Origin of the sequence: Dermacoccus sp. PE3, from assembly GCF_001021715.1 — a bacterium.
GTDB lineage: Bacteria > Actinomycetota > Actinomycetes > Actinomycetales > Dermatophilaceae > Dermacoccus > Dermacoccus abyssi.
Genome location: NZ_LDCM01000001.1, coordinates 926,464 through 946,074 on the forward strand (window position 1 = coordinate 926,464; position 19,611 = coordinate 946,074).

At 66.6% G+C, this 19,611-nt stretch carries 20 protein-coding genes; 16 read left to right on the forward strand and 4 right to left on the reverse strand.

Features of this window, described 5'->3' with window-relative positions; all coding sequences use genetic code 11:
• Positions 1 to 41 precede the first annotated feature (41 nt).
• The 7 genes from AA983_RS04435 (at position 42) to AA983_RS04465 (ending at position 5,260) form a co-directional block, all read left to right on the forward strand.
• Complete coding sequence (locus AA983_RS04435; RefSeq protein WP_047310882.1) at positions 42 to 1,133, forward strand: inositol-3-phosphate synthase; 1,092 nt, start codon at positions 42 to 44, stop codon at positions 1,131 to 1,133.
• Positions 1,134 to 1,404: 271 nt separating this feature from the next.
• Complete coding sequence (locus AA983_RS04440) at positions 1,405 to 1,785, forward strand: VOC family protein (RefSeq protein ID WP_082128678.1); 381 nt, start codon at positions 1,405 to 1,407, stop codon at positions 1,783 to 1,785.
• 426 nt (positions 1,786 to 2,211) lie between these two features.
• The gene (locus AA983_RS04445) at positions 2,212 to 2,412 is read left to right on the forward strand and encodes a hypothetical protein (protein ID WP_047310884.1); all 201 of its coding nucleotides are present in this window, start codon (positions 2,212 to 2,214) and stop codon (positions 2,410 to 2,412) included.
• On the forward strand, positions 2,409 to 2,801 hold the full coding sequence (locus AA983_RS04450) for a type II toxin-antitoxin system death-on-curing family toxin (RefSeq protein WP_231579518.1): 393 nt from the start codon (positions 2,409 to 2,411) through the stop codon (positions 2,799 to 2,801). The genes AA983_RS04445 and AA983_RS04450 overlap by 4 nt, the downstream gene beginning before the upstream one ends.
• 159 nt (positions 2,802 to 2,960) lie before the next feature.
• On the forward strand, positions 2,961 to 4,007 hold the full coding sequence (locus AA983_RS04455; protein ID WP_047310885.1) for an NAD(P)-dependent alcohol dehydrogenase: 1,047 nt from the start codon (positions 2,961 to 2,963) through the stop codon (positions 4,005 to 4,007).
• Between the two features lie 300 nt (positions 4,008 to 4,307).
• Positions 4,308 to 4,667, forward strand: coding sequence for a helix-turn-helix transcriptional regulator (locus tag AA983_RS04460; RefSeq protein ID WP_006947315.1), 360 nt, complete (start codon positions 4,308 to 4,310; stop codon positions 4,665 to 4,667).
• The gene (locus tag AA983_RS04465; protein WP_006947316.1) at positions 4,664 to 5,260 is read left to right on the forward strand and encodes a cadmium resistance transporter; all 597 of its coding nucleotides are present in this window, start codon (positions 4,664 to 4,666) and stop codon (positions 5,258 to 5,260) included. Before AA983_RS04460 ends, AA983_RS04465 begins: the two co-directional genes overlap by 4 nt.
• 2 nt (positions 5,261 to 5,262) lie before the next feature.
• On the opposite strand, the gene AA983_RS04470 is transcribed toward AA983_RS04465, so the two are convergent.
• Both AA983_RS04470 and AA983_RS04475 read right to left on the reverse strand, forming a co-directional pair.
• On the reverse strand, positions 5,263 to 6,321 hold the full coding sequence (locus AA983_RS04470) for an IS630 family transposase (RefSeq protein WP_047310886.1): 1,059 nt from the start codon (positions 6,319 to 6,321) through the stop codon (positions 5,263 to 5,265).
• 136 nt (positions 6,322 to 6,457) lie between these two features.
• On the reverse strand, positions 6,458 to 7,438 hold the full coding sequence (locus tag AA983_RS04475) for a GTP pyrophosphokinase family protein (RefSeq protein ID WP_047310887.1): 981 nt from the start codon (positions 7,436 to 7,438) through the stop codon (positions 6,458 to 6,460).
• A gap of 146 nt (positions 7,439 to 7,584) precedes the next feature.
• On the opposite strand from AA983_RS04475, the gene AA983_RS04480 reads away from it, so the two are divergent.
• From AA983_RS04480 to rplI, 6 genes are all read left to right on the forward strand, one after another.
• Positions 7,585 to 9,915: a transglycosylase domain-containing protein gene (locus AA983_RS04480; protein WP_052946853.1), complete on the forward strand. Its 2,331-nt coding sequence runs from the start codon at positions 7,585 to 7,587 to the stop codon at positions 9,913 to 9,915.
• 56 nt (positions 9,916 to 9,971) lie between these two features.
• Entirely contained in the window at positions 9,972 to 11,252 is a 1,281-nt protein-coding gene (locus AA983_RS04485) for a hypothetical protein (RefSeq protein ID WP_052946854.1), read from the forward strand.
• Positions 11,253 to 11,496: 244 nt separating this feature from the next.
• Positions 11,497 to 11,784 carry a 30S ribosomal protein S6 gene (gene rpsF / locus AA983_RS04490; RefSeq protein WP_047311233.1) on the forward strand — a complete coding sequence of 96 codons (288 nt, stop codon included), beginning with the start codon at positions 11,497 to 11,499 and terminating at the stop codon, positions 11,782 to 11,784.
• 33 nt (positions 11,785 to 11,817) lie between these two features.
• Positions 11,818 to 12,453 carry a single-stranded DNA-binding protein gene (locus AA983_RS04495; protein ID WP_047310888.1) on the forward strand — a complete coding sequence of 212 codons (636 nt, stop codon included), beginning with the start codon at positions 11,818 to 11,820 and terminating at the stop codon, positions 12,451 to 12,453.
• Between the two features lie 127 nt (positions 12,454 to 12,580).
• Positions 12,581 to 12,817 (forward strand): 30S ribosomal protein S18, encoded by a 237-nt coding sequence (gene rpsR / locus AA983_RS04500; RefSeq protein WP_006944621.1) that lies wholly within the window; start codon positions 12,581 to 12,583, stop codon positions 12,815 to 12,817.
• A gap of 22 nt (positions 12,818 to 12,839) precedes the next feature.
• Positions 12,840 to 13,286, forward strand: coding sequence for a 50S ribosomal protein L9 (gene rplI / locus AA983_RS04505; RefSeq protein ID WP_047310889.1), 447 nt, complete (start codon positions 12,840 to 12,842; stop codon positions 13,284 to 13,286).
• Between the two features lie 174 nt (positions 13,287 to 13,460).
• Here the strand turns inward: rplI and AA983_RS04510 are convergent, their stop codons facing one another.
• Both AA983_RS04510 and AA983_RS04515 read right to left on the reverse strand, forming a co-directional pair.
• Positions 13,461 to 14,285 carry a serine hydrolase gene (locus AA983_RS04510; RefSeq protein WP_052946855.1) on the reverse strand — a complete coding sequence of 275 codons (825 nt, stop codon included), beginning with the start codon at positions 14,283 to 14,285 and terminating at the stop codon, positions 13,461 to 13,463.
• A gap of 83 nt (positions 14,286 to 14,368) precedes the next feature.
• Complete coding sequence (locus AA983_RS04515; RefSeq protein ID WP_047310890.1) at positions 14,369 to 15,688, reverse strand: MATE family efflux transporter; 1,320 nt, start codon at positions 15,686 to 15,688, stop codon at positions 14,369 to 14,371.
• Positions 15,689 to 16,067: 379 nt separating this feature from the next.
• Here AA983_RS04515 and AA983_RS14665 point away from each other — a divergent pair, with 379 nt between their 5' ends.
• The 3 genes from AA983_RS14665 to AA983_RS15630 all read left to right on the forward strand — a co-directional run bounded on the left by AA983_RS14665 (position 16,068) and on the right by AA983_RS15630 (position 19,076).
• Positions 16,068 to 17,147, forward strand: a complete 1,080-nt coding sequence (locus AA983_RS14665) for an NlpC/P60 family protein (RefSeq protein ID WP_052946856.1) — start codon at positions 16,068 to 16,070, stop codon at positions 17,145 to 17,147.
• 391 nt (positions 17,148 to 17,538) lie between these two features.
• The gene (locus AA983_RS14670; RefSeq protein WP_052946857.1) at positions 17,539 to 18,684 is read left to right on the forward strand and encodes a peptidoglycan DD-metalloendopeptidase family protein; all 1,146 of its coding nucleotides are present in this window, start codon (positions 17,539 to 17,541) and stop codon (positions 18,682 to 18,684) included.
• Between the two features lie 80 nt (positions 18,685 to 18,764).
• A complete protein-coding gene (locus AA983_RS15630; RefSeq protein ID WP_197078937.1) occupies positions 18,765 to 19,076 on the forward strand; it encodes a DUF2316 family protein in 312 nt (103 codons plus the stop codon).
• Positions 19,077 to 19,611: the final 535 nt, after the last annotated feature.

Below are 19,611 nucleotides of genomic sequence, written 5' to 3' on the forward strand. Positions count from 1 at the left end.
CCACATTTCCTCTGGGGGCTCGTCCATCAGGAGTGAGTTCCATGGGTTCCATCCGCGTCGCCATCGTCGGCGTCGGCAACTGCGCCAGTTCGCTGGTTCAGGGCGTCGAGTACTACAAGAACGCTTCCCCGGACGCGCACGTGCCGGGTCTCATGCACGTGACGTTCGGTGACTACCACGTCGGTGACGTCGAGTTCGTCGCTGCGTTCGACGTCGACGCGAAGAAGGTCGGCTTCGACCTCTCCGAGGCGATCAACAACTCGGAGAACAACACGATCAAGATCGCCGACGTGCCGCCCACGGGCGTCACGGTGCAGCGCGGTCACACCCTCGACGGCGTCGGCAAGTACTACGCGCTGACGATCGACGAGTCGGACGCCGAGCCGGTCGACGTCGTCCAGGCGCTCAAGGACGCGAAGGTCGACGTCCTCGTCTCCTACCTGCCGGTCGGCTCGGAGACGGCCGACAAGTTCTACGCGCAGTGCGCGATCGACGCGGGCGTCGCCTTCGTCAACGCGCTGCCGGTCTTCATCGCCTCCGACCCGGAGTGGGCGAAGAAGTTCGAGGACGCCGGTGTGCCGATCATCGGTGACGACATCAAGAGCCAGGTCGGCGCGACGATCACGCACCGCGTCATGGCGAAGCTGTTCGAAGACCGCGGCGTCGCCCTCGACCGCACGTACCAGCTGAACGTCGGCGGCAACATGGACTTCAAGAACATGCTCGAGCGCGAGCGCCTCGAGTCGAAGAAGGTCTCGAAGACGCAGGCCGTGACGTCGAACCTGTCGGGTTCGCTCGCGGGCAAGATCGACGACAAGAACGTGCACATCGGCCCGAGCGACTACGTCGCGTGGCTCGACGACCGCAAGTGGGCGTACGTGCGCCTCGAGGGTCGCGCGTTCGGTGACGTGCCCCTGAACCTCGAATACAAGCTCGAGGTGTGGGACTCGCCGAACTCGGCCGGCATCATCATCGACGCCATCCGCGCCGCGAAGATCGCCAAGGACCGTGGTGTCGGCGGCCCGCTGCTGTCGGCGTCGAGCTACCTCATGAAGAGCCCGCCCGAGCAGCGCGAGGACGGTGAGGGCCGCGCGAAGCTGGAGGCCTTCATCGCCGGCACCGAGGAGCGCTGACGAAGCATCGTGTGGTGCGCCTTCCGGCGTAGCGACTTCGCAGGCTCAGTCGCTGCGCTCGGTGCGGCGCATGTGCGCGAACGGAGGTAGGACCGCAGTGAAGCGAGGATCCTGCCGTAGTGAGCGTTGAGGAAGCGCTCCTAAAAAGGAGGAGCGCTGACGCGAGATTCTGTTGCCGATTCGCGCCGCAGAGTGCGCGAATCGACAGCAGATCGACCATCCCATCGACGGCGACGGTGTCCTCTCGCCTGGGGTCGGGCATCATCGACTGGTGAGTGACGAACGCACGAACGCCTCGTGGACCGGAGTGACCATCGATTGCGTCGACCCCGCGCGGCTGGCCCGATTCTGGAGTGACCTGCTGGGTCGGCCCCGAACGGCGGAGATGGACGCGCCCGGCTGGGCCAGCGTCGGCTCTCGGCACGATACCGCGCCACGCTTGACCTTCCAGGCGGTGCCGGAGGCTCGAGCGGGAAAGGTGAGGATCCATCTCGACGTCTCCGTCGGTGACGTCGAAGAGGCCCGTAGACGGATCGAGGCGCTAGGCGGTTCCTGGGCCGGCGTGCGTCACGACTATGACGAAGGGTCAGTGCTCACGATGTGCGACCCGGAGGGCAACGAGTTCTGCATCGTGAGCTATGCCGAACGGTGACGTGAGTCGGTCGACCCCGACAGCGGAAAGTGCTTCGACGAGGAGGTGCCTCGGGGATCGTTTCAGAAGTGGGCGCCGCCGAGTTCATGCGGATGAGGTACGGCGGCTACTCGCGCTGCCGGATCCGTGGTCGGCAGCACTCCCGCAGGAAGCGAGTTCCGGGGCCAGGGCGAGCCGGTGACGACCGGACCTGCTTTCCCAGGGCTTGGGGGCATGGCAGATGGCTGTGAATCGACTGAACCACTGGCCGCGCTGACGGTCCGCAAGCGGCACGAGCGCTGACCAACCCTCTCAACCGCCAGAAGGTGTGAGATCCTCCCTTCCGGCGCCCAAGCCCCGTGCTTGCGTGCAAGCGGAATCCTTCCGTTGAAGCGGCCATGGCGGCGCACTCTTCTCAGCGTGGTATCACGGCGATACCATCAGGACATGGCTATGACACTGCGGTTGACCGATGAACAGACCGAGGCTCTTCGTGCTGCCGCGGACCAGGACGGTCTCTCGATGCAGGCCGCCGCTGTGCGGGCGGTCGAGGAGTACTCCTTGCGTCGTCGCGAGCAGCGCGATCGTTTGCTGGAGCAGTTCTCCCGCGAGAACCGTGCCGTGCTCGACCGTCTGCGCGACTCGTGAGCGGCTTTCGCTTCCTCTCGATGGACGACTTCCTCGCCGCCAGCGAGGTAGCTCTCGAAGCCGTGCCTCAGATCCGCGACTGGGGGCTGGTGGACTCAGCGTTGAATCGACCGCGGGCCATTGTCTTCGGTGAAGACGTCTACCCCGGCCTGTTCTCGAAGGCCGCTGCGCTCTTGCACTCCCTCGTGACGAACCACGCGCTGGTCGACGGAAACAAGCGTTCGTCGCTCGGTGCGGTGTGGTTGTTCCTTGCCTTCAACGGTCAGCATCTCCAAGGAACCGACGACGACAGGTATCGACTCATCCTCGACGTCGCCGAGGGGCACCTGCGCGAGCTTGCCGACATCGCCGAGCGCCTCCAAGGCCTCTGTTCCCCTCTGAGCGAGTAGAACTCCCGACGTCGGGAGTTCTGCCGCTGATCCCCTCCCACGGGGCTGCAAAACTCCCGACGTCGGGACTTCCGGCCGGAACCCCACGCCTGACCGCGCGAGGAACACGCACCGCTGATGGGAATGCTTCTCACCCCCGGTCGGCGTAGCGTAGCAAGCATGACGAACACCGTTGCCTGCTACCAGGCCGTTGCCGCCGACGCTCCTCTCGAGAAGGGCTCGCTCGAGCGCCGAGACCTGCGTCCCGACGACGTCCGCATCGAAATCGAGTTCGCCGGAATCTGCCACTCCGACATCCACACCGTGCGCGAGGAGTGGGGCAAGATCACCTTCCCGATGGTGACCGGCCACGAGATCATCGGTCGCGTCACCGAGGTCGGCTCCGACGTCACGAAGTTCACCGTCGGCGAGCGCGCCGGCGTCGGCTGCCTCGTCGACTCCTGCCGCGAGTGCGAGTGGTGCCTCGCCGGCGAGGAGAACAACTGCCCGAACTCCGTCGGCACCTACAACGGCATCGACCGCTTCGACGGCACGCCCACCGCCGGCGGCTACTCGACGCAGATCGTCGTCTCCGAAGCCTTCGCCATCCACATCCCCGAAAGCCTCGACGCCGCAGCCGCCACCCCGCTGCTGTGCGCCGGCATCACCACCTACTCGCCGCTTCGCACCTGGGGCGTCAAGGAAGGCTCCAAGGTCGCCGTCGTCGGGATGGGCGGGCTCGGCCACGTCGCCGTCAAGCTCGCCAAGGCCATGGGCGCCGACGTCACCGTCATCTCCCAGACCCGCTCCAAGGAAGAGGACGGACGCCGCTACGGCGCCACCGACTGGATCGCGACGACCGAAGACCCCGACGCCGTCAAGAAGCGTCGCGGCGAATTCGATGTCATCCTCAACACCGTGTCCGCACCCATCAACGTGCGCCACTACCTCGCCGCGCTGCGCCCCCACGGCGCCCTCGTCATGCTCGGCCTGCCCGTGGACAACCTCGAGTTCAACGCGGCCAACGTCATCCTCGGCCGTAAGTCCGTCACCGGCTCCAACATCGGCGGCATCCGCGAAACGCAGGAAATGATCGACTTCTGCGCCGAGCACGACGTCACCGCCGAAATCGAACTCATCAACGCCGACACCATCAACGAGGCCTACGACCGCGTCGTCAGCTCCGACGTGAAGTACCGGTTCGTGATCGACGCCAAGACGTTTTGATTCTCCCTTGCCCCGTGTTCCGGCGGGTTCACTGACGGCGCTCGCAGGCTCGCGTCCTCAGTGAGCCAGCTCGGTGCGACAGGGCTTCGGGCCGCACGCTCCGCGGGCGTCCCTCGTCGGTGCGGAGTCCGCTTCCAGCGTGGTGCTGTTGAGGGGGAGTGTCTCGGCTTCGTGACCTGGCCGGGGGCTGCTCGGTAGTCGGCTGAGGTGCGTGGCGCGCCTCTAGTGTCACGCGTCTGAACTTGTTTGACGAGTTGGGTGGGGCGATTGTAGTTCAGCGGTTACTGTATCGTTCAGTGCATGCTGACTCTTGCTTCCCGCTTGGACGCCATGCAGCGTCTGGGCCGGGCGATGGCCGACCCCACGCGTTCACGGATCCTTCTGTCGCTTCTGGCGTGCCCCGCGCATCCGGCAGAGCTCGCCAACGCGCTAGACCTGACGCGCTCGAATGTGTCGAACCACCTGGGTTGCCTGCGGGACTGCGGGATCGTGGTCGCCACCCATGAGGGCCGCCAGGCCCTTTACGAGATCGCTGACCCCCACCTCGCACGTGCGCTCACCGAGCTGGTCGAGGTCAAGCTGGCCGTCGACGCGGACGCCCCCTGCCTCGACGTCGCCTGCGAGGTGCCTGGTTGCCACGACGGCAGGTCCGGCGCATGACGGCCGCGGCGCTGCTCCAAGCGATCGGGCTCTTCATCGCGACCAACATCGACGACATCATCGTGCTCTCGCTCTTCTTCGCCCGAGGTGCCGGACGCCCCGGGACGACCGCGAAGATCTTGGCCGGGCAATACCTTGGCTTCGTCGGGATCCTCGCCGCCGCACTCGTGGTGACCTTGGGGGCGGGGTGGGCGCTGCCAGAGGAGGCGATTCCCTACTTTGGGCTCATCCCCCTCGCGCTGGGTCTCTGGGCTGCGTGGGAGGTCTACCGCGGCGAGGGCGACGACGATGATGCCGCCGTGTCAGGTAAGAGCGTTGCCGTGGCGACCGTCGCCGGCGTCACCTTCGCCAACGGTGGGGACAACATCGGCGTTTACGTCCCGGTCTTCCTCAACATCAGTACTCCCGCTGTCATCACCTTCTGCATCGTTTTCCTCGTGCTCGTGGCAGTGCTGGTGGCCACCGCCAAGTTCGTCGCCACGCGTCGACCCATCGCCGAGGTCCTCGAACGGCGGGAGCACATCCTCTTCCCCATCGTCCTGATCGGACTGGGCGTCGCAATCCTCGTCGGCGGCGGCGCGTTCGGTCTCTGATGTCACGCGCCTGAACTGGTTTGACGGGTGGCGTGGGGCAGGATTTCCTCGGCGGTCTTGGTCCAGATGAATGGGGGGCAGCGCTCGTTCCAGCCGTCGATGAAGGTGCTGATCGCTGTGACGAGTTGCTTGACGCTGTCGAAGGAGCCGCGGCGGATGGCCTGTCGGGTGATGATCCCGAAGAAAACCTCGACGAGGTTGAGCCAGGACCCGCTGGTCGGGGTGAAGTGCAACGTGATCCGCGGGTGCTTGGCCAGCCACTGCTTGATGTCCTCGTGCTTGTGGGTGTGGTAGTTGTCCAGGACCACGTGCAGCTCCCGGCGCGGGTAAGCCCTGGCGACCTTCTTGAGGAAGTCGAGGAACTCGGCCTTACCGTGCCGGTCGTAGCACTGGTCGGTCACCGCACCGGTGGCTACCTCGAGAGCGGCGAACAGCGTGGTGGTGCCATTGCGCTTGTAGTCGTGGGTCGCCTTCTCCGGCAAGCCTGGTCGCAGCGGCAGGATCGGCGCGGTCCGGTTCAAGGCCTGGATCTGGGACTTCTCATCCACGCACAGCACGACCGCCTTCTCCGGTGGGTTCAGGTACAGCCCGACCACGTCGCGGACCTTGGCCTCCAGCTCCGGGTCTGTGGAGAACTTGAACGTCTCCCGCCGCCATGGCTTGACCCCGTACTTGCGCCAGGCACGGGCGACGGTGGCATCCCCGATCCCCAAGTGCCTGCCCAGCAACCGCGAGGACCAATGCGTCACCCCGAGTTTGGCCGGTGGCGGCTCGAGCGTGGTGGCGATGATCACGGCATCATCGATGCGTTTCGGTCGGCCCGAACGCTCCTCGTCCTCGAGGCCAGCGAGCCCGTCGACGGCGAACCGGTCACGCCACTTGATCACAGTCGGACGCGAGACCCCGACATGCCGCGCCACTGCCGAGGTGCCCGTCCCCGCCGCGACGGCCAGCACGATCCGCGCACGCTGCGCACGTCCCGCCGGCAACGTCCGCGACCGTGTCCACGAGGTCAGGGTCGCACGGTCCTCTTCGCTGATCTCCAGCACAGGTGGCGGCATATGCCATCATCCCATACTGTCAACGAATTAATGACGCGCGACACTAGCCGGTGCACTTGTGTCGATCTGGCCGCGATATATCGCCGCCAGATCGAGATAACTGCACCGGATGCGTCGCGGGCCTTCGCCCTCGCCTTTACGACAGGTTGCCCAGGCGCTGCAGGCGGCCGCGCAGCGAATCCTGACGCTCGGCGTTGCCCGGCAGCTCGACGAAGCGCTCCCGGAACCGAGCCAGCAGGTCGTCCTCGAGTCGGCGAACCGCGCCGGGCGGGAAGCTGTAGCCCATCGCACGGGACACCCGCTCGGACGAGACACCCTGCAACTCCACGCGCAGGTCGTGGATCGACTCGACGCCGAGTTCCGTCAGCAAGTCGGCCGTGTCGACGTAGTGATCGACACGGGAGAAGCGCGAATCGGCGTAGCGGCCTGCGAGGAACGACGCGAGCTCGCGCGGGTCGATGCGCCCACCGGCATCGTCGAAGTCGCGCTCACGCACCCCCGACGCCAAGGTGTCGCGGATGACCGAGAACTCCCGGTCGGCCAACTCGATGAGCCCTGCCGCCAGTGTGAAGCGGCGGTCCAGCTCCGACGCGTGCTCGCTCGGCACCTCACCCTTGTACCGCGCGTCGTGCTCGAACTCGGCCCACGCGTGCTGCAGCACCGTGCGCAACTGCACCGAGACGCACTTCGACGCCTCGTACCCCGTCGCGTCGGGGTCGGTCGAGATCAGCATGTGACGACTCGCGTACCCGAACCGTCCCTCGCTCGCGGTTTCGCGTCCCATGTCGCGATCCTCGAGGACGGTGTAGTGGTCGCCGAGCAATTGGGCGACCGGCTCGATGTCGCTGAGCGTGTACGTCACGATGCGCACGCCCACCTGGTCGGTGATCTCGACGAGCGGGTCGAAGTCGGTGTGACCCAGCTGCTCCGCGCGGCGAACCACCTTGGCGGAGAAGGACGCAGGAGATTTCGCGCGACCCGTCACCGACAGGTAGTTGATGCCGGCGTCGTCGACGATCGCGCGGATGCGGCGCACCGTTTCGTCGGTGCGCCGCACGGTACGAGGGTGACGGGACGCGTACGTCGCGTTCGCTCGCTGCAGTGACTTGCGGCTCATGGGGGAATCCAAACAGAAACGACCGACGGCTGTCGGGAGGTGCGGGTTTCGAATCGGTGGGAGGGCGATGTCGGAGACGGTCGGTACCCTGGAAGGTAATATCCGCGCGTGCTCCGAGGCTCGCGCCGCACGAAGCGAGGCAGTACGTGGTCAATGAGTCGGGCCAGGGGCGCGGTAACGCGGGTGGTCGCCCCGCCGCCGGAGGCAGGAAGCCGCAGGCTTCTTCGAAGGGTTCCTCGAAGAGCGCTGCGGCCGGGTGGATCGCCTCCCGCCGCGCCAAGGCGTCCAAGCGCTCGATGCCGGTGCGCATCCTGCGCGGTGCTCTCATCGGCTTCGCCAGCCTGTTCCTGCTCGCCGTCCTGGCTTTCGTCGTTCTCTACATGGCCATCGACATTCCCAAGGCCAACGCGCAGGCCACCCAGTCCGTCTCTGTCGTCTACTACGCCGACGGCAAGACGGAGATGGGTCGTTTCACCACGACGAACCGCGATCCCGTTGCCATCGAGAAGGTGCCCGAGCACGTCCAGCGCGCCTTCATCGCTGCGGAGGACCGCAGCTTCTATTCGAACCGAGGCATCTCACCGAAGGGCATCGCCCGAGCGTTCATCAACAACTTCAAGGGTGAGGGAAGCGGCAGTCAGGGTGGTTCGACCCTGACGCAGCAGTACGTCAAGAACTACTTCCTCACCCAGGACAAGACGATTACCCGCAAGGTCAAAGAGGTCGTCATCAGCCTCAAGGTCGACCAGGAGATGAGCAAGAACCAGATCCTGGAGGCCTACCTCAACAACGTCTACTTCGGACGTGGCGCGTACGGCGTCCAGGCTGCGGCCAAGTCCTACTTCCACAAGGACGTCTCGAAGCTGACGCCGGTCGAGGGCGCCTTCCTCGCGTCGGTGGTCAACAACCCGGAGAACATGGATCCGACGGTCGGTCCCAACTCCGAGAAGCGCGCCAACGCGCGTATGGCGTACACGCTCAACGGCATGGTGAGCATGGGGTGGCTCTCGGAGGCGGAGCGCTCCAAGGCGACGATGCCCACGTTCTACAAGCGTGAGCCCGTCAAGTACGCCGACGGACCCGAGGGGTACGTCGTCGCATCGGTGCGTCAGGAGCTGTCGCGCAAGCTCAAGCTCTCGACCACCGACATCGACCGTGGCGGTCTGCGCATCACGACGACGATCGACAAGCGCACCCAGGACGCCGCCGTCCGCGCCGTCGAGGCCCACACGCCTGTCGTGTTGCAGGGCAAGTTGCACACGGGTCTCGTCGCGGAGAAGGCGAACAACGGTGCCGTCGTCGCCATGTACGGCGGAGCCGACTACGACCCCGTCAAGGCGCCCTACTCCGACGCCGACCGCTCGATGCTGCAGAGTGCCTCGACGATGAAGATCTACGCAGCCATCGCTGCGCTGCGCGACGGCAAGACCATCGACACGCGGTACAACGGCAACAACTACATGCGGCTCGGGCCGAACTCGTTCGTGCAGAACGACCACAACAAGTCGTACGGCTTCCAGCCGATCACGAACATGCTCGCGTACTCGATCAACACGGCGTTCGTGCGGCTCAACCAGGACATCGGCCCGGAGAAGACCCTCAAGGCCGCACAGGATTCGGGCATGCCCAAGACCCTCGGTGGCATGAACGACACCAAGGAGATCCTCAACGTCCTCGGTACCGGTGACAGCCGCGTCGTCGACCAGGCCACGGGCTACAACACGCTCAACTCCGGCGGGAAGCGCTACGACCGCTACCTCATCTCGAAGGTGCGCACGTACGACGAGAGCTACAGCTACGACGTGAAGGTCGAGGGCGAGCAGGCCTATGACAAGGGCATCGCCGACGACGTCACGTGGGCTCTGGGCAAGACCGGCGTCTACGGAACGGCCGCCGGCACGCAGTACCAGCTGAACCGTCCGTTGGCCGCGAAGACGGGTACCGCGACGGGTAACAAGTACATCTGGTTCAACGGATTCACGCCGGGCCAGCTCACCACGTCCGTCGGCATGTACTACAGCGAGGACGGACGCACGGCGAAGCCCATGCAGAACCTGCCCGGAATCCCGTCGGCAGACGTCTACGGTGCCGGCCTTCCGCGCAAGGTGTGGGTCGACTTCATGAAGGCCGCGCTCGAGGGCCAGGAGGTCACGAAGCTGCCGGAGCGCTCGTACTACAACCAGGACAAGCCGCAGACCCAGGATCCTCTGCCGAGCAGCACCTACGTGCCCCCGTCAACGGCACCGATGCCCTACCCGGAGCGCAGCACGTCCTCGACATCGTCGCCCTCGCCGGAGACGAGCGACTCCCCGGAGTCGTCCTCGAGCAGCTCGAGCAAGCTGCCCAGTTCGTCGAGTTCGTCCCCGAGCCGTTCCTCGAGTACGTCGAGTCCCAGGCCGTCGACGCCGCGGCCAACGTCGAGTTCTCCGCCGAGCCCGACGCCGACACCGAGTGGTTCCCTCACCTCGGCTCCGTGACCTAGCGGCCACGCTCTAGGGTTGGGCCCATGAGTTCAGGTGCGCAGAGGAAGAGCATGCGTCCTCAGCGTGTGCCGCGGCGCGCCGCGATGCCCTCGCGCACCGACTCCGTCGTCGCAGCGGCTTCGCACGTCATCGGAGGCCCGCTCGGGCGTCACGCCGTGCCGGGGGTGCGCGGATGGCGGCCCGCTGCGGCGGTTCTGTCGGCCCTCAGCTCGGTCTTCGTCGCGCTGGGCGTGCTCCAGAAGAACCACTGTGTCTCGACGGGCTGGGCCACGCCCGGATCGTTGTGGCGCGCCTGTTACTCGGATCTCCCCGTGGCCGTTGCGGGTGACGCAGGCAGCACGCCGTGGTCGTCACCGGGGAATGCGGGGCAGCCACCGCTGACCGCGGCCATCACCTGGATCGTGAGGATCCTCGTGCCCGGTGGTTCGCAGCTGCGTCTGCAGCAGGGCATGTTCGCCTGGGGCGCAGCGCTCATCGCCCTGCTCATCGCCCTCGCCGTCTGCTTCACCGCGGCGTCGCTGCCGAAGGGACCGTGGGCTGCTGCGCACGTTGCCCTCTCGCCCGTCCTCATCACGACGGCTCTCATCTCGTTCGACGCGTTCGCCGTGCTGCTCGTTGCGGCCGGGCTGTGGGCCTGGAGCCGCAACCGGGCGGCGCTGAGTGGCGGGTTGCTCGCCGCAGCGCTTCTCACCAGGCCCGCGTTGGGCACCGTGTTGCTCGCCGTCATCCTCGTGGCTCTGGCTCGTCGGCGCACCCGCGATCTGGCCGGCGTTGCTCTCGGCGCAGCCGTGACGTTCGCCGTCGTCGGGGGTCTCATGCTGATCTCCGGAGCCAACCCGTTCGCGTCCTTCACGACGTGGAAGGCGCAGGGCGCGTCGTACGGCTCGCTGTGGCAGATCTTCTCGTTCGCAGGCTTCACACTCTCGCCCACGTCCCTGACGGCGCTCGCTGTCACCGGCTGGATCCTCGCCATCGGTCTCGGCTGGCTTCTCGCGAGCCGCGACGAGACGATGACGCCCGCGGCCGTCGCGCTGCTCATGCTCGTCGTCGTCATGCTCACCTCGCGGGCGCTGCCGGTGCAGGCTGCTCTGTGGGTGCTTCCGCTCGTCGCCCTGTGCGCGATTCGTTGGCGCGACCACCTCGCGTGGGCGGGAGCAGAGTTCGCCTACTTCGTCGTCGTGTGGGGTTTCATCGCGCGTTCCTCGAACTCGGCCAAGGCGCTGCCGCAGGAGTGGTTCGCGGTCTTCGTCGCCGTGCGGCTCATCGCCGTTCTCTTCCTCGTGCGAGCCTGCATCGACTCCGTGGCCGGCACCGCCCGCCGGGCGAAGTGATCGCCGCCCGAGCCGACGCACCGACTCATGGGCAGTCGTCCACAGATTTCGTCCGTCGTGACGGCAACGGGTAGTCTTGAGAGGCTTACGCCCTCTTGTCCACAACCCGTGGACGCCACTTTCTTCCCGAAAGCGCTCACGACGAGCACGATCGGGCCAGGAGGCGGTGAGGGCGAGCAACGCTGCAACCCTCCTGTCACGGAGAGACCGTGACCGCTTTAGACCAAAGGAGGTGGGTTACCGCATGCGTCACTACGAGATGATGATCATCCTCGACGGCGAGCTCGACGAGCGTACGGTCCAGCCCTCGCTGGAGAAGTTCCTCACCGTCGTCACGAAGGACGGTGGCACCGTCGACAACGTCGACACCTGGGGCCGTCGTCGCATGGCGTACGACATCAAGAAGAAGTCCGAAGGCATCTACGTCGTGGTCGACTTCACGTCCACCCCGGCCACCGCCGCAGAGCTTGACCGCCAGCTGGGCCTCAACGAGTCCATCCTGCGCACCAAGATCCTGCGCAAGGACGCCTGAGAACTCCCCACACTTAAGTAGGAGGAACCACCCATGGCTGCAGGCGACGTCAACATCACCGTGATCGGCAACCTCACCGCCGACCCCGAGCTTCGGTACACGCCGAACGGGGCAGCGGTCGCCAACTTCACCGTGGCCTCGACCCCCCGCCAGTTCGACCGTCAGTCGAACGAGTGGAAGGACGGCGAGACCCTCTTCATGCGTTGCTCCATCTGGCGTGAAGCGGCGGAGAACGTCTCCGAGTCCCTGCAGCGCGGCACTCGGGTCGTCGTCACCGGCCGACTGAAGTCTCGTTCGTACGAGACGAAGGAAGGCGAGAAGCGCACGACGACCGAGCTCGAGGTCGACGAGATCGGCCCCTCGCTGCGTTACGCCACGGCGAAGGTCAACAAGACCCAGCGTTCCGGCGGCCCCGGCGGCGGCTTCGGAGGAGGCCAGGGGGGCGGCAACGTCTCCCAGGGCAACTTCGGCGGCCAGCAGGGCGGCAACGGTGGTGGTTTCGGTGGCGGCCAGCAGGGCGGCAACTTCGGTGGCAGCCCCAACGACGACCCGTGGGCAACCGGTGGCAACACCGGCGGCCAGCAGGGTGGTCAGGGCAACGCCGGCGGTCAGCAGGGCGGCAATGGTGGCTGGTCCACCGGCCCGTCCTACGACGAGCCCCCGTTCTGATCGGCTCCTCCTCACACCGGTCGTGATTCGTCACGACCCACCTCGCACCGGCCGACGGCCGAGGCGAAACAAGACACTCGCTATCCCGAGTCACCCACTCGGGCTCTCATAGAAGGAGAGCACCACGATGGCAAAGCCCGTTGTGCGTAAGCCCAAGAAGAAGGCCAACCCGCTGAAGGCGGCGAAGGTCGAGAACATCGACTACAAGGACGCAGCCCTGCTGCGCAAGTTCATCTCCGACCGCGGCAAGATCCGTGCGCGTCGCGTCACGGGCGTCTCCGTCCAGGAGCAGCGCCTAATCGCCAACGCCGTCAAGAACGCCCGCGAGATGGCCCTGCTGCCGTACTCGAGCTCGGCTCGCTGATCAGGCGGAAAGGAACACCATCATGAAGGTCATCCTGACGCACGAGGTTTCCAAGCTCGGCACGGCCGGTGACGTCGTCGACGTCAAGCCCGGCTTCGCCCGCAACTACCTCCTGCCGAACAACCTCGCCACCGAATGGACGAAGGGCGGCCAGAAGCAGGTCGACTCCATCCAGAAGGCTCGCGAGTCCCGCGCCGTCAAGACGCTCGAAGAGGCTCAGTCCATCAAGGGCAACCTCGAGAACGCCAAGGTGACGCTGAAGGCGCGCTCCGGTGAGAACGGTCGCCTCTTCGGCGCCGTGACCACGCACGAGATCGCCGACGCCATCAAGGAAGCCGGCGCCGGCTCCGTCGACAAGCGCAAGATCGAGATCACCACCCCGATCCGCTCGCTCGGCGACCACAGCGTCCTCGTCCGCCTCCACCCGGAGGTCCAGGCGACGGTCAAGCTGAACGTCGCGCGCGCCTGACGCGTTCGCGTAGACCACGCAGAAGCTCCCACCCTCCTGGCGAGGGTGGGAGCTTCTGCATGTCGTGGGCAGAACTGTCCTCGACGACGTTCGATCTCGCGTACGCATGGCGAAGGCCCCGGCACATCCTCCTCGGATGTCCACGGGGCCTTCGCCGTCACACTTCGAGGACTGTCACAGTGGCGTCGCGAGGTGATCCCACATCGTCTTCGCGACGCGGTTGGCCACGCTCGTACCGATGGCCATCGTGGGGGTGCGCTGCAGGATGGCGAGCGTGTGGTTGCGTCCGTAGCCACCGACGTGGCCGACGCTGTTGATGCGCCACTGACCGTTGTAGGGCAGCCACCCGTTCTTGACCTGGGAGGTGCCGTACGTGCCGACACCCCAGCGCTGGCCGGAGGTCACCTGACCCATGAGCGTGCTGATGTAGCCGCGGTTGGTGCTGTTGAGCACCCGACCGAACCAGAAGATCTCGTCCATGAGCACCATCTGGTCGTAGGCGGACGTCGTCGTCAGGCCCCAGGCCTTGTTCGTCACCGTCTGGTACATGCGCAGCTTCGTGGCCATGGCCTGAACGGCCGGCGCGCCGCCGACGCTCTTCCACAGATTCGTCGCAGCGTTGTTGTCGCTGTAGCGGATCATGATGCTCGCCTGCGACTTCTCCCACGCCGTCAGGGCACGCCCGAGGCGCTGAGCGCGGTCACACACCGTGGCGAGGATGAGCACCTTGACGATGCTGGCGCACTCGTTGCGCACTCCCGCGCTGTACTGCCAGAACCGGCCGGAGCGGCGGTCGTAGACGGCGACCGACAGGGTTCCGGTCGTCGCCGCATCGATGGCGTAGATCTTGTCGCGAAGGCCCACGGTGGTGGCAGAGGCCTCAGCTGCGCCGACGAGACTCGGCAGCGCGAGAGCCGTGCCGGCGCCACCGGCGCCCAGGACGACGCCTCGTCGAGTGTACCCCTTGGGGGTTTCATGATGCTTTCCGACGCGAGCCATGTGGCCTCCCGAACTTCTGTGGTGTGGCCCTCAGGGTACGTGCAGGCAAGCGTCGTTCTGTCGACTTCGGCATGTCGATTCGGTTACGGAACAGCCAGTTCCATCCACGCGTCCACGCGGCGGCGACGATCCAGCACGACGCAGCGAGCCGTCAGGTAGAGCGAGTAGCAAACCCACAGAGCGGTCAGCGGGGCCGCGACGTCCAGCCCCTCGAGCCACTCGTCGGCGAGCATGAGCACGCCCAGGGCTGGGAGGTAGGCGAGCAGGAGGGCGACCTGTGCCTTGGCGAGGAATGGGCCGTCTCCGGCCCCCATGAGGACGCCGTCGAGGACGAAGAGGACCCCCGCGACCGGTTGGACGAGGGCGATGACGACCAGGGCGCCCGTGGTCGCGCGCAACACCGAGGGGTCGTCGGAGAACAGGTGGGGCAGGGGCCACGCGGCGGCGAGTGTCAGCAGGCCCGCTGCGGCACCGCTGTACCAGCCCCAGCGGGTGATGACGGCCGAGAGCTCGCGCGTCTCGTCGTGGTCGCCGCGCCCGAGCGACTCCCCGATGAGTGCCTGCGCGGCGATGGCAATGGCATCGAGGGCGAAGGTGAGAAAGGTGAAGATCGTCATCGCGACCTGGTGCGCGGCCAGCGTCGTGGCACCGAACGTGCCGGCCGCCGCCGTCGTCAGCAGCAGGACGGCGCGCAGCGCCACCGTGCGCACGAGCAGCGGCGCGCCGAAGCGGGCAGCCGCCAGGACGCGGGCGGGATGGGGACGCAGGTCGAGGTGGCGGGTGCGGCGCACGATGGAGACGAGTAGCGCCAGGGCCATGAGCCACTGTGCGACCACCGTTCCCACGGCGGCACCGGCCAGCCCCCAGCCGACCACGAGGACGAGAAAGGCGTTGAGAGCGGCGTTGACCGCAAAACCGATGCCTGTCACCCACAGAGGAGTCTTCGTGTCCTGGAGGCCCCGGAGAAGGCCCTGTGCCGCGAGGGCGATGAGCATGGCCGGGATGCCGACGGAGCTGATCTGGAGGTAGGTCGTGGCTTGGTCGACCACGTCGGCCCCGCCCGAGCCACTCATGGCGCGTGCTGCGGGACGGGCGAGGACTGCGGTGACGGCGGACAGCGGCAGGCCGAGAGCGAGGGCCAACCAGACACCGTCGAGGCCGGCCTGGACGGCGTCGTCCTGGTGGCCGCGGCCGAGGTGTCGTGCCACGACGGCGGTCGTCGCATAGGCGAGGAAGACGAAGATGCCGGTGGCGGTGAGGAGGATCGCGCTCGCGGCTCCGAGCGCGGCGAGCGCCGACGTTCCGAGGCGCCCCACGACGACCGAATCGGTGAGGAGAAACAGGGGCTCGGCGATCAGGGTGAAGAACGCAGGCACCGCGAGTCGAGCGATGGGGTGCGTCACACGGCTCCTAACGTCTCACGATGCGAGATGCACCACACATTTTTTCGCGGCGTGTCGGCGCGCCTTCCATGACGTTCGACCTGTATCTGATATTGGCCGAAATTCTGCAGAACCACGCACGATCGGGTGATTCACAGCGTCGTGCTTCTACGCGCATCCTGCTCGACGAGTCAAGCATTCACCCCTGCGTGTCGGCAACTTTCACTTTCTTCACAGGGTCCGGTCAGGCACAGTAAACGAGCACCTTTGTGAGCGGGGGCTGGCAGGGGTGTGGCAGTGACGTGCGCACGCACCCGACGTCCGAGACGTCGGGGGTGTGCACGTCGTGACGACTTCACCTAGGAAGGCTGCTCATTTGAGTACCCACGCTCCCTTGCACATGAGGCGGCGCCAACGCGCTACCTCCGCACTGCCGCGCCTGACGGTCAAGCAAGCCGTCGGCGCCGGTGTTGCGCTCGCCATTCCGACGGGTGGCACGCTGATGGCGGCCGCTTCGGCGCTCGCCGCGCCCGGTGACGACACCACCAACGGCTCCGCCTCCACCCCCCGCCCGACGCTCTCGTACGGCTCGCGCGGCGCCGCCGTCAAGATCGTTCAGGCCCGCGTCGGTGTCACCGCCGACGGCATCTTCGGTCCGGCCACGCTGAGCGCGGTCAAGACGTTCCAGCGCGCCAACGGCCTCGTGCCGGACGGCATCGTGGGAGCGCGCACCTGGGCCAAGGTGGGCGGCTCGGCCGTCACGCCGACGCGTCCGACGACGCCGACGCGCCCGACGACGCCCACCACGGGCACGACGACGCCCACCACGGGCACGACGACGCCCACGGTGCCGACGACCACGACCCCCGCCTGCTCGCCGACGTCGACGACGTTGCGCATGGGCAACTCGGGCCAGCTCGTCAAGGTGCTGCAGGACCGTCTCGGCCTGCCCACGGACGGTTGGTTCGGTGCCAACACGAAGGCCAAGGTGCTCGCCTTCCAGCGCGCAACCGGTCTGTACGCGGACGGCATCGTCGGCCCGCGCACGTGGACGAAGCTCGGATGCGTCGGCCCGAACGCCCCGCAGCCGACGACGCCGCCGGTGTCGACGCCGTCCGTGCCGAGTACTCCGGCCACGGGTACCGCGGCGCAGGTCATCGCCTTCGCCCAGACGTTCGCGGGAACGCCGTACGTGTGGGGCGGTTCGTCGCCTGCCGGCTTCGACTGCTCCGGTCTGACGAGCTACGTGTTCAAGAACTTCGGCTACTACATGCCGCGTACCGCGGCTCAGCAGCAGGCGTACTTCCCGCGTGTCTCCGACCCGCAGCCCGGTGACCTCGTCTTCTGGGGTTACCCGGCGTACCACGTCGGTATCTACGTGGGGAACGGCATGATGATCGACTCGTCGCAGCCGGGCGTTCCGGTTGCGATGCGCAAGGTCTACAGATCGCCGTCGGGGTACGCGCGCGTCATCAAGTAGGGATCACCAAAGCCTCCGCGGTGTGACGGGGATGGCGCTCGGATCGGTTCGGTACCGGCAGTGGGGAAGCTGACACGGTTGACGAGCTGAGCGCCGTCCCACATCGTGGACAAAATTGAAGAAGAAATTTTCTGTCGAACATTTTTTCGAAGAGCGAAAGGATGTTCGATTCGTGCTGCCCGAAAACGCGCACAATTCGCCCGAATTTCCCGTCATCACGGGCAGATCACGGCGGCTCTGAACGACACGCGTGTAATTTTTTCGGTGCTTTGAAGCGCTCATTCGGTGGGGCATCCTCGGTCATGTCACGCATTCAGCGTGGCCTCAGATCCCTGTGAGCGCGTTGTCGGCTTCGCCCGTGCGCTCCACGAACTCACGGAGTGCAGAAGCCATGACGAAGTACGTGCCCAAGCATCTCTCCTCGCATGCCGGCTACCTCGACTCGGCTCGTGTCGGTGCCGCAGCTGCGCGCAGTGGTCGATCCGCCGTCGCGCTCGGTGTGAGTGCGGCCCTTCCGACCGGTGCGGCAGCCCTCATGGCGGCCCCCGCTCTCGCCGTCGAAGGCGACAAGGCCGCCGAGGCAGCTGCCGGTGACACCCCCAAGACGGTGGCGTTCGGCGCTCGTGGTGGTGACGTGACGCAGGTCCAGGCCCGCCTGGCGCTCGTGCGTGACGGCATCTACGGCCCCATCACGACCGCCGCGGTCAAGGACTTCCAGCGCGCCAACAACCTTTCCGTCGACGGTGTCGTCGGATCGAAGACCTGGTCCGTTCTCAACGCCACGTCGACGAAGCCCGCCTCGAAGCCGGGTTCGAAGGACTCGGTCGTCAACATCGGCGACGAGGGCGCCGTCGTGCGCGCGGTGCAGAAGAAGCTCGGCATCACGGCCGACGGTGTCTTCGGCCCGAAGACGCTCACCGCCGTCAAGGCGTTCCAGACCGATAAGGGCCTCGCCGTCGACGGCATTGTCGGCGTCCGCACGACCTACGCGCTCGCCAAGACGGATGCTGCTTCCGCCAAGAAGAGCACGCCCAAGAGCTCGTCGAAGAAGGTGGCCCGCAAGGCTGCTCGTCCGACGCTCGTGAGCCCGAACGCCCCCTACGAACTGCCGTTCCCGAGCGGTTACGCGGCGCCGATCTCGCAGGGTCCGTACGGCTCGGCCAGCCACTACAAGTGGAACGACAAGCACCACGTCGACTTCGCGGTGCCCGCAGGGACGCCCGTCGTCGCGTCGGCCTCCGGCGTCGTCATCATGGCGGAGTACAACACCGGCGGCGGCAACACCATCCTCATCCGCGACGCCTCCGGTCACGCGATGGAGTACGCGCACCTGTCGTCCATGAACGTCGTTCCCGGTCAGCGTGTCGTCCAGGGTCAGCAGATCGCTCGCTCGGGCAACACGGGCAACTCCACCGGCCCGCACCTGCACTGGGGCATCGTGGACGGACGCAACTTCGTGAGCATCAAGATCGCGGAGTCGAAGGAGCTCGGTACGTCGTACGTGCCCGGCACACTCGCGATGTCGCGCAACGGCTGACCCGCCGTGTGCTCACCGACGGGCGCCTCTTCCGACTGGGAGAGGCGCCCGTCGGCGTTCGCGAGCGTAGGGGTCGGGGCGTGTCGTTGAACAGTCGTGAACGTGAAGTCACCGGTGAGCAGTTGCGTCGTCACGTCGAGGTGCTCGGGGTGAGCGAGCAGGCGCTGGCAGCCTGGCTTGACCTCGAACCGCAGGCGGTGGAGGACACCGTTGCCGTGCGGGGTGCGGATCCTGTCGTCGTGTGGCTCATGCGGGACGGGCTGGACGCGCTGGCACGTCACCGCGGCGTGGACGCAGGTGGGTGGACGGTGTTGACGGACTCGTCCCGGCAAGCCGCGCAGCGCTGGTTCCGTTTGCCGGCGGTTCTACCGGTGGAGTCCTTCAAGGGGTGACGAAGGCCGCCGGGGCTTTACCGGTGGCCGGCCCCGACCCGGTGCTCCGAGCGCAGCGGCGTCGCCTCGGATTTCGGTCTGTGCCGGGTGGTTGCGTGTCGAAGCGTGCTGCACGGTCGGTTTCTTGATTTGGTGAGGGTGGCGTCTCGGTTCGTCAGCCCCCAACCGCTCGTCGCCGAAGGGCGCAGGCTCGCCTCGCGGGTCGGCGTCCGGGATTCGACGGCGAGCACCATCGCGAGCCGGGACGCCACCACGTCGCCTTCGCGTCCGGCAGGCCGATTTCACGTCGTGATTTCGCCCAGCCAGGTCGGGCGGACGGGGCCCGAACGGCGGTTGATCGTACGATGAACGATTCCAACGCCTGTGGACGGCAATATTTCTTGTCGCACAGGTCGGAAGAATTCTTCGTCCCCAGGCTGGGGACGAAGAATGCGCCGTCATGACGGGGATTTCGGAGGGTCGGTTCGTTTCGTCCACAGGCTTGTCCCCGTGTTTCCCACAGGGGTGGACGGCGTTTCCAACACGTTGTGCACAA

What these genes read in the sequence shown, in the direction of transcription:
- AA983_RS04435 (WP_047310882.1), top strand. Translation starts at nt 42, where the DNA reads ATGGGTTCCATCCGCGTCGCCATCGTCGGCGTCGGCAACTGCGCCAGT.
- AA983_RS04445 (WP_047310884.1), top strand. Translation starts at nt 2,212, where the DNA reads ATGGCTATGACACTGCGGTTGACCGATGAACAGACCGAGGCTCTTCGT.
- AA983_RS04455 (WP_047310885.1), top strand. Translation starts at nt 2,961, where the DNA reads ATGACGAACACCGTTGCCTGCTACCAGGCCGTTGCCGCCGACGCTCCT.
- AA983_RS04460 (WP_006947315.1), top strand. Translation starts at nt 4,308, where the DNA reads ATGCTGACTCTTGCTTCCCGCTTGGACGCCATGCAGCGTCTGGGCCGG.
- AA983_RS04465 (WP_006947316.1), top strand. Translation starts at nt 4,664, where the DNA reads ATGACGGCCGCGGCGCTGCTCCAAGCGATCGGGCTCTTCATCGCGACC.
- AA983_RS04470 (WP_047310886.1), bottom strand. Translation starts at nt 6,321, where the DNA reads ATGCCGCCACCTGTGCTGGAGATCAGCGAAGAGGACCGTGCGACCCTG.
- AA983_RS04475 (WP_047310887.1), bottom strand. Translation starts at nt 7,438, where the DNA reads ATGAGCCGCAAGTCACTGCAGCGAGCGAACGCGACGTACGCGTCCCGT.
- AA983_RS04485 (WP_052946854.1), top strand. Translation starts at nt 9,972, where the DNA reads ATGCGTCCTCAGCGTGTGCCGCGGCGCGCCGCGATGCCCTCGCGCACC.
- rpsF (WP_047311233.1), top strand. Translation starts at nt 11,497, where the DNA reads ATGCGTCACTACGAGATGATGATCATCCTCGACGGCGAGCTCGACGAG.
- AA983_RS04495 (WP_047310888.1), top strand. Translation starts at nt 11,818, where the DNA reads ATGGCTGCAGGCGACGTCAACATCACCGTGATCGGCAACCTCACCGCC.
- rpsR (WP_006944621.1), top strand. Translation starts at nt 12,581, where the DNA reads ATGGCAAAGCCCGTTGTGCGTAAGCCCAAGAAGAAGGCCAACCCGCTG.
- rplI (WP_047310889.1), top strand. Translation starts at nt 12,840, where the DNA reads ATGAAGGTCATCCTGACGCACGAGGTTTCCAAGCTCGGCACGGCCGGT.
- AA983_RS04510 (WP_052946855.1), bottom strand. Translation starts at nt 14,285, where the DNA reads ATGGCTCGCGTCGGAAAGCATCATGAAACCCCCAAGGGGTACACTCGA.
- AA983_RS14665 (WP_052946856.1), top strand. Translation starts at nt 16,068, where the DNA reads ATGAGGCGGCGCCAACGCGCTACCTCCGCACTGCCGCGCCTGACGGTC.
- AA983_RS14670 (WP_052946857.1), top strand. Translation starts at nt 17,539, where the DNA reads ATGACGAAGTACGTGCCCAAGCATCTCTCCTCGCATGCCGGCTACCTC.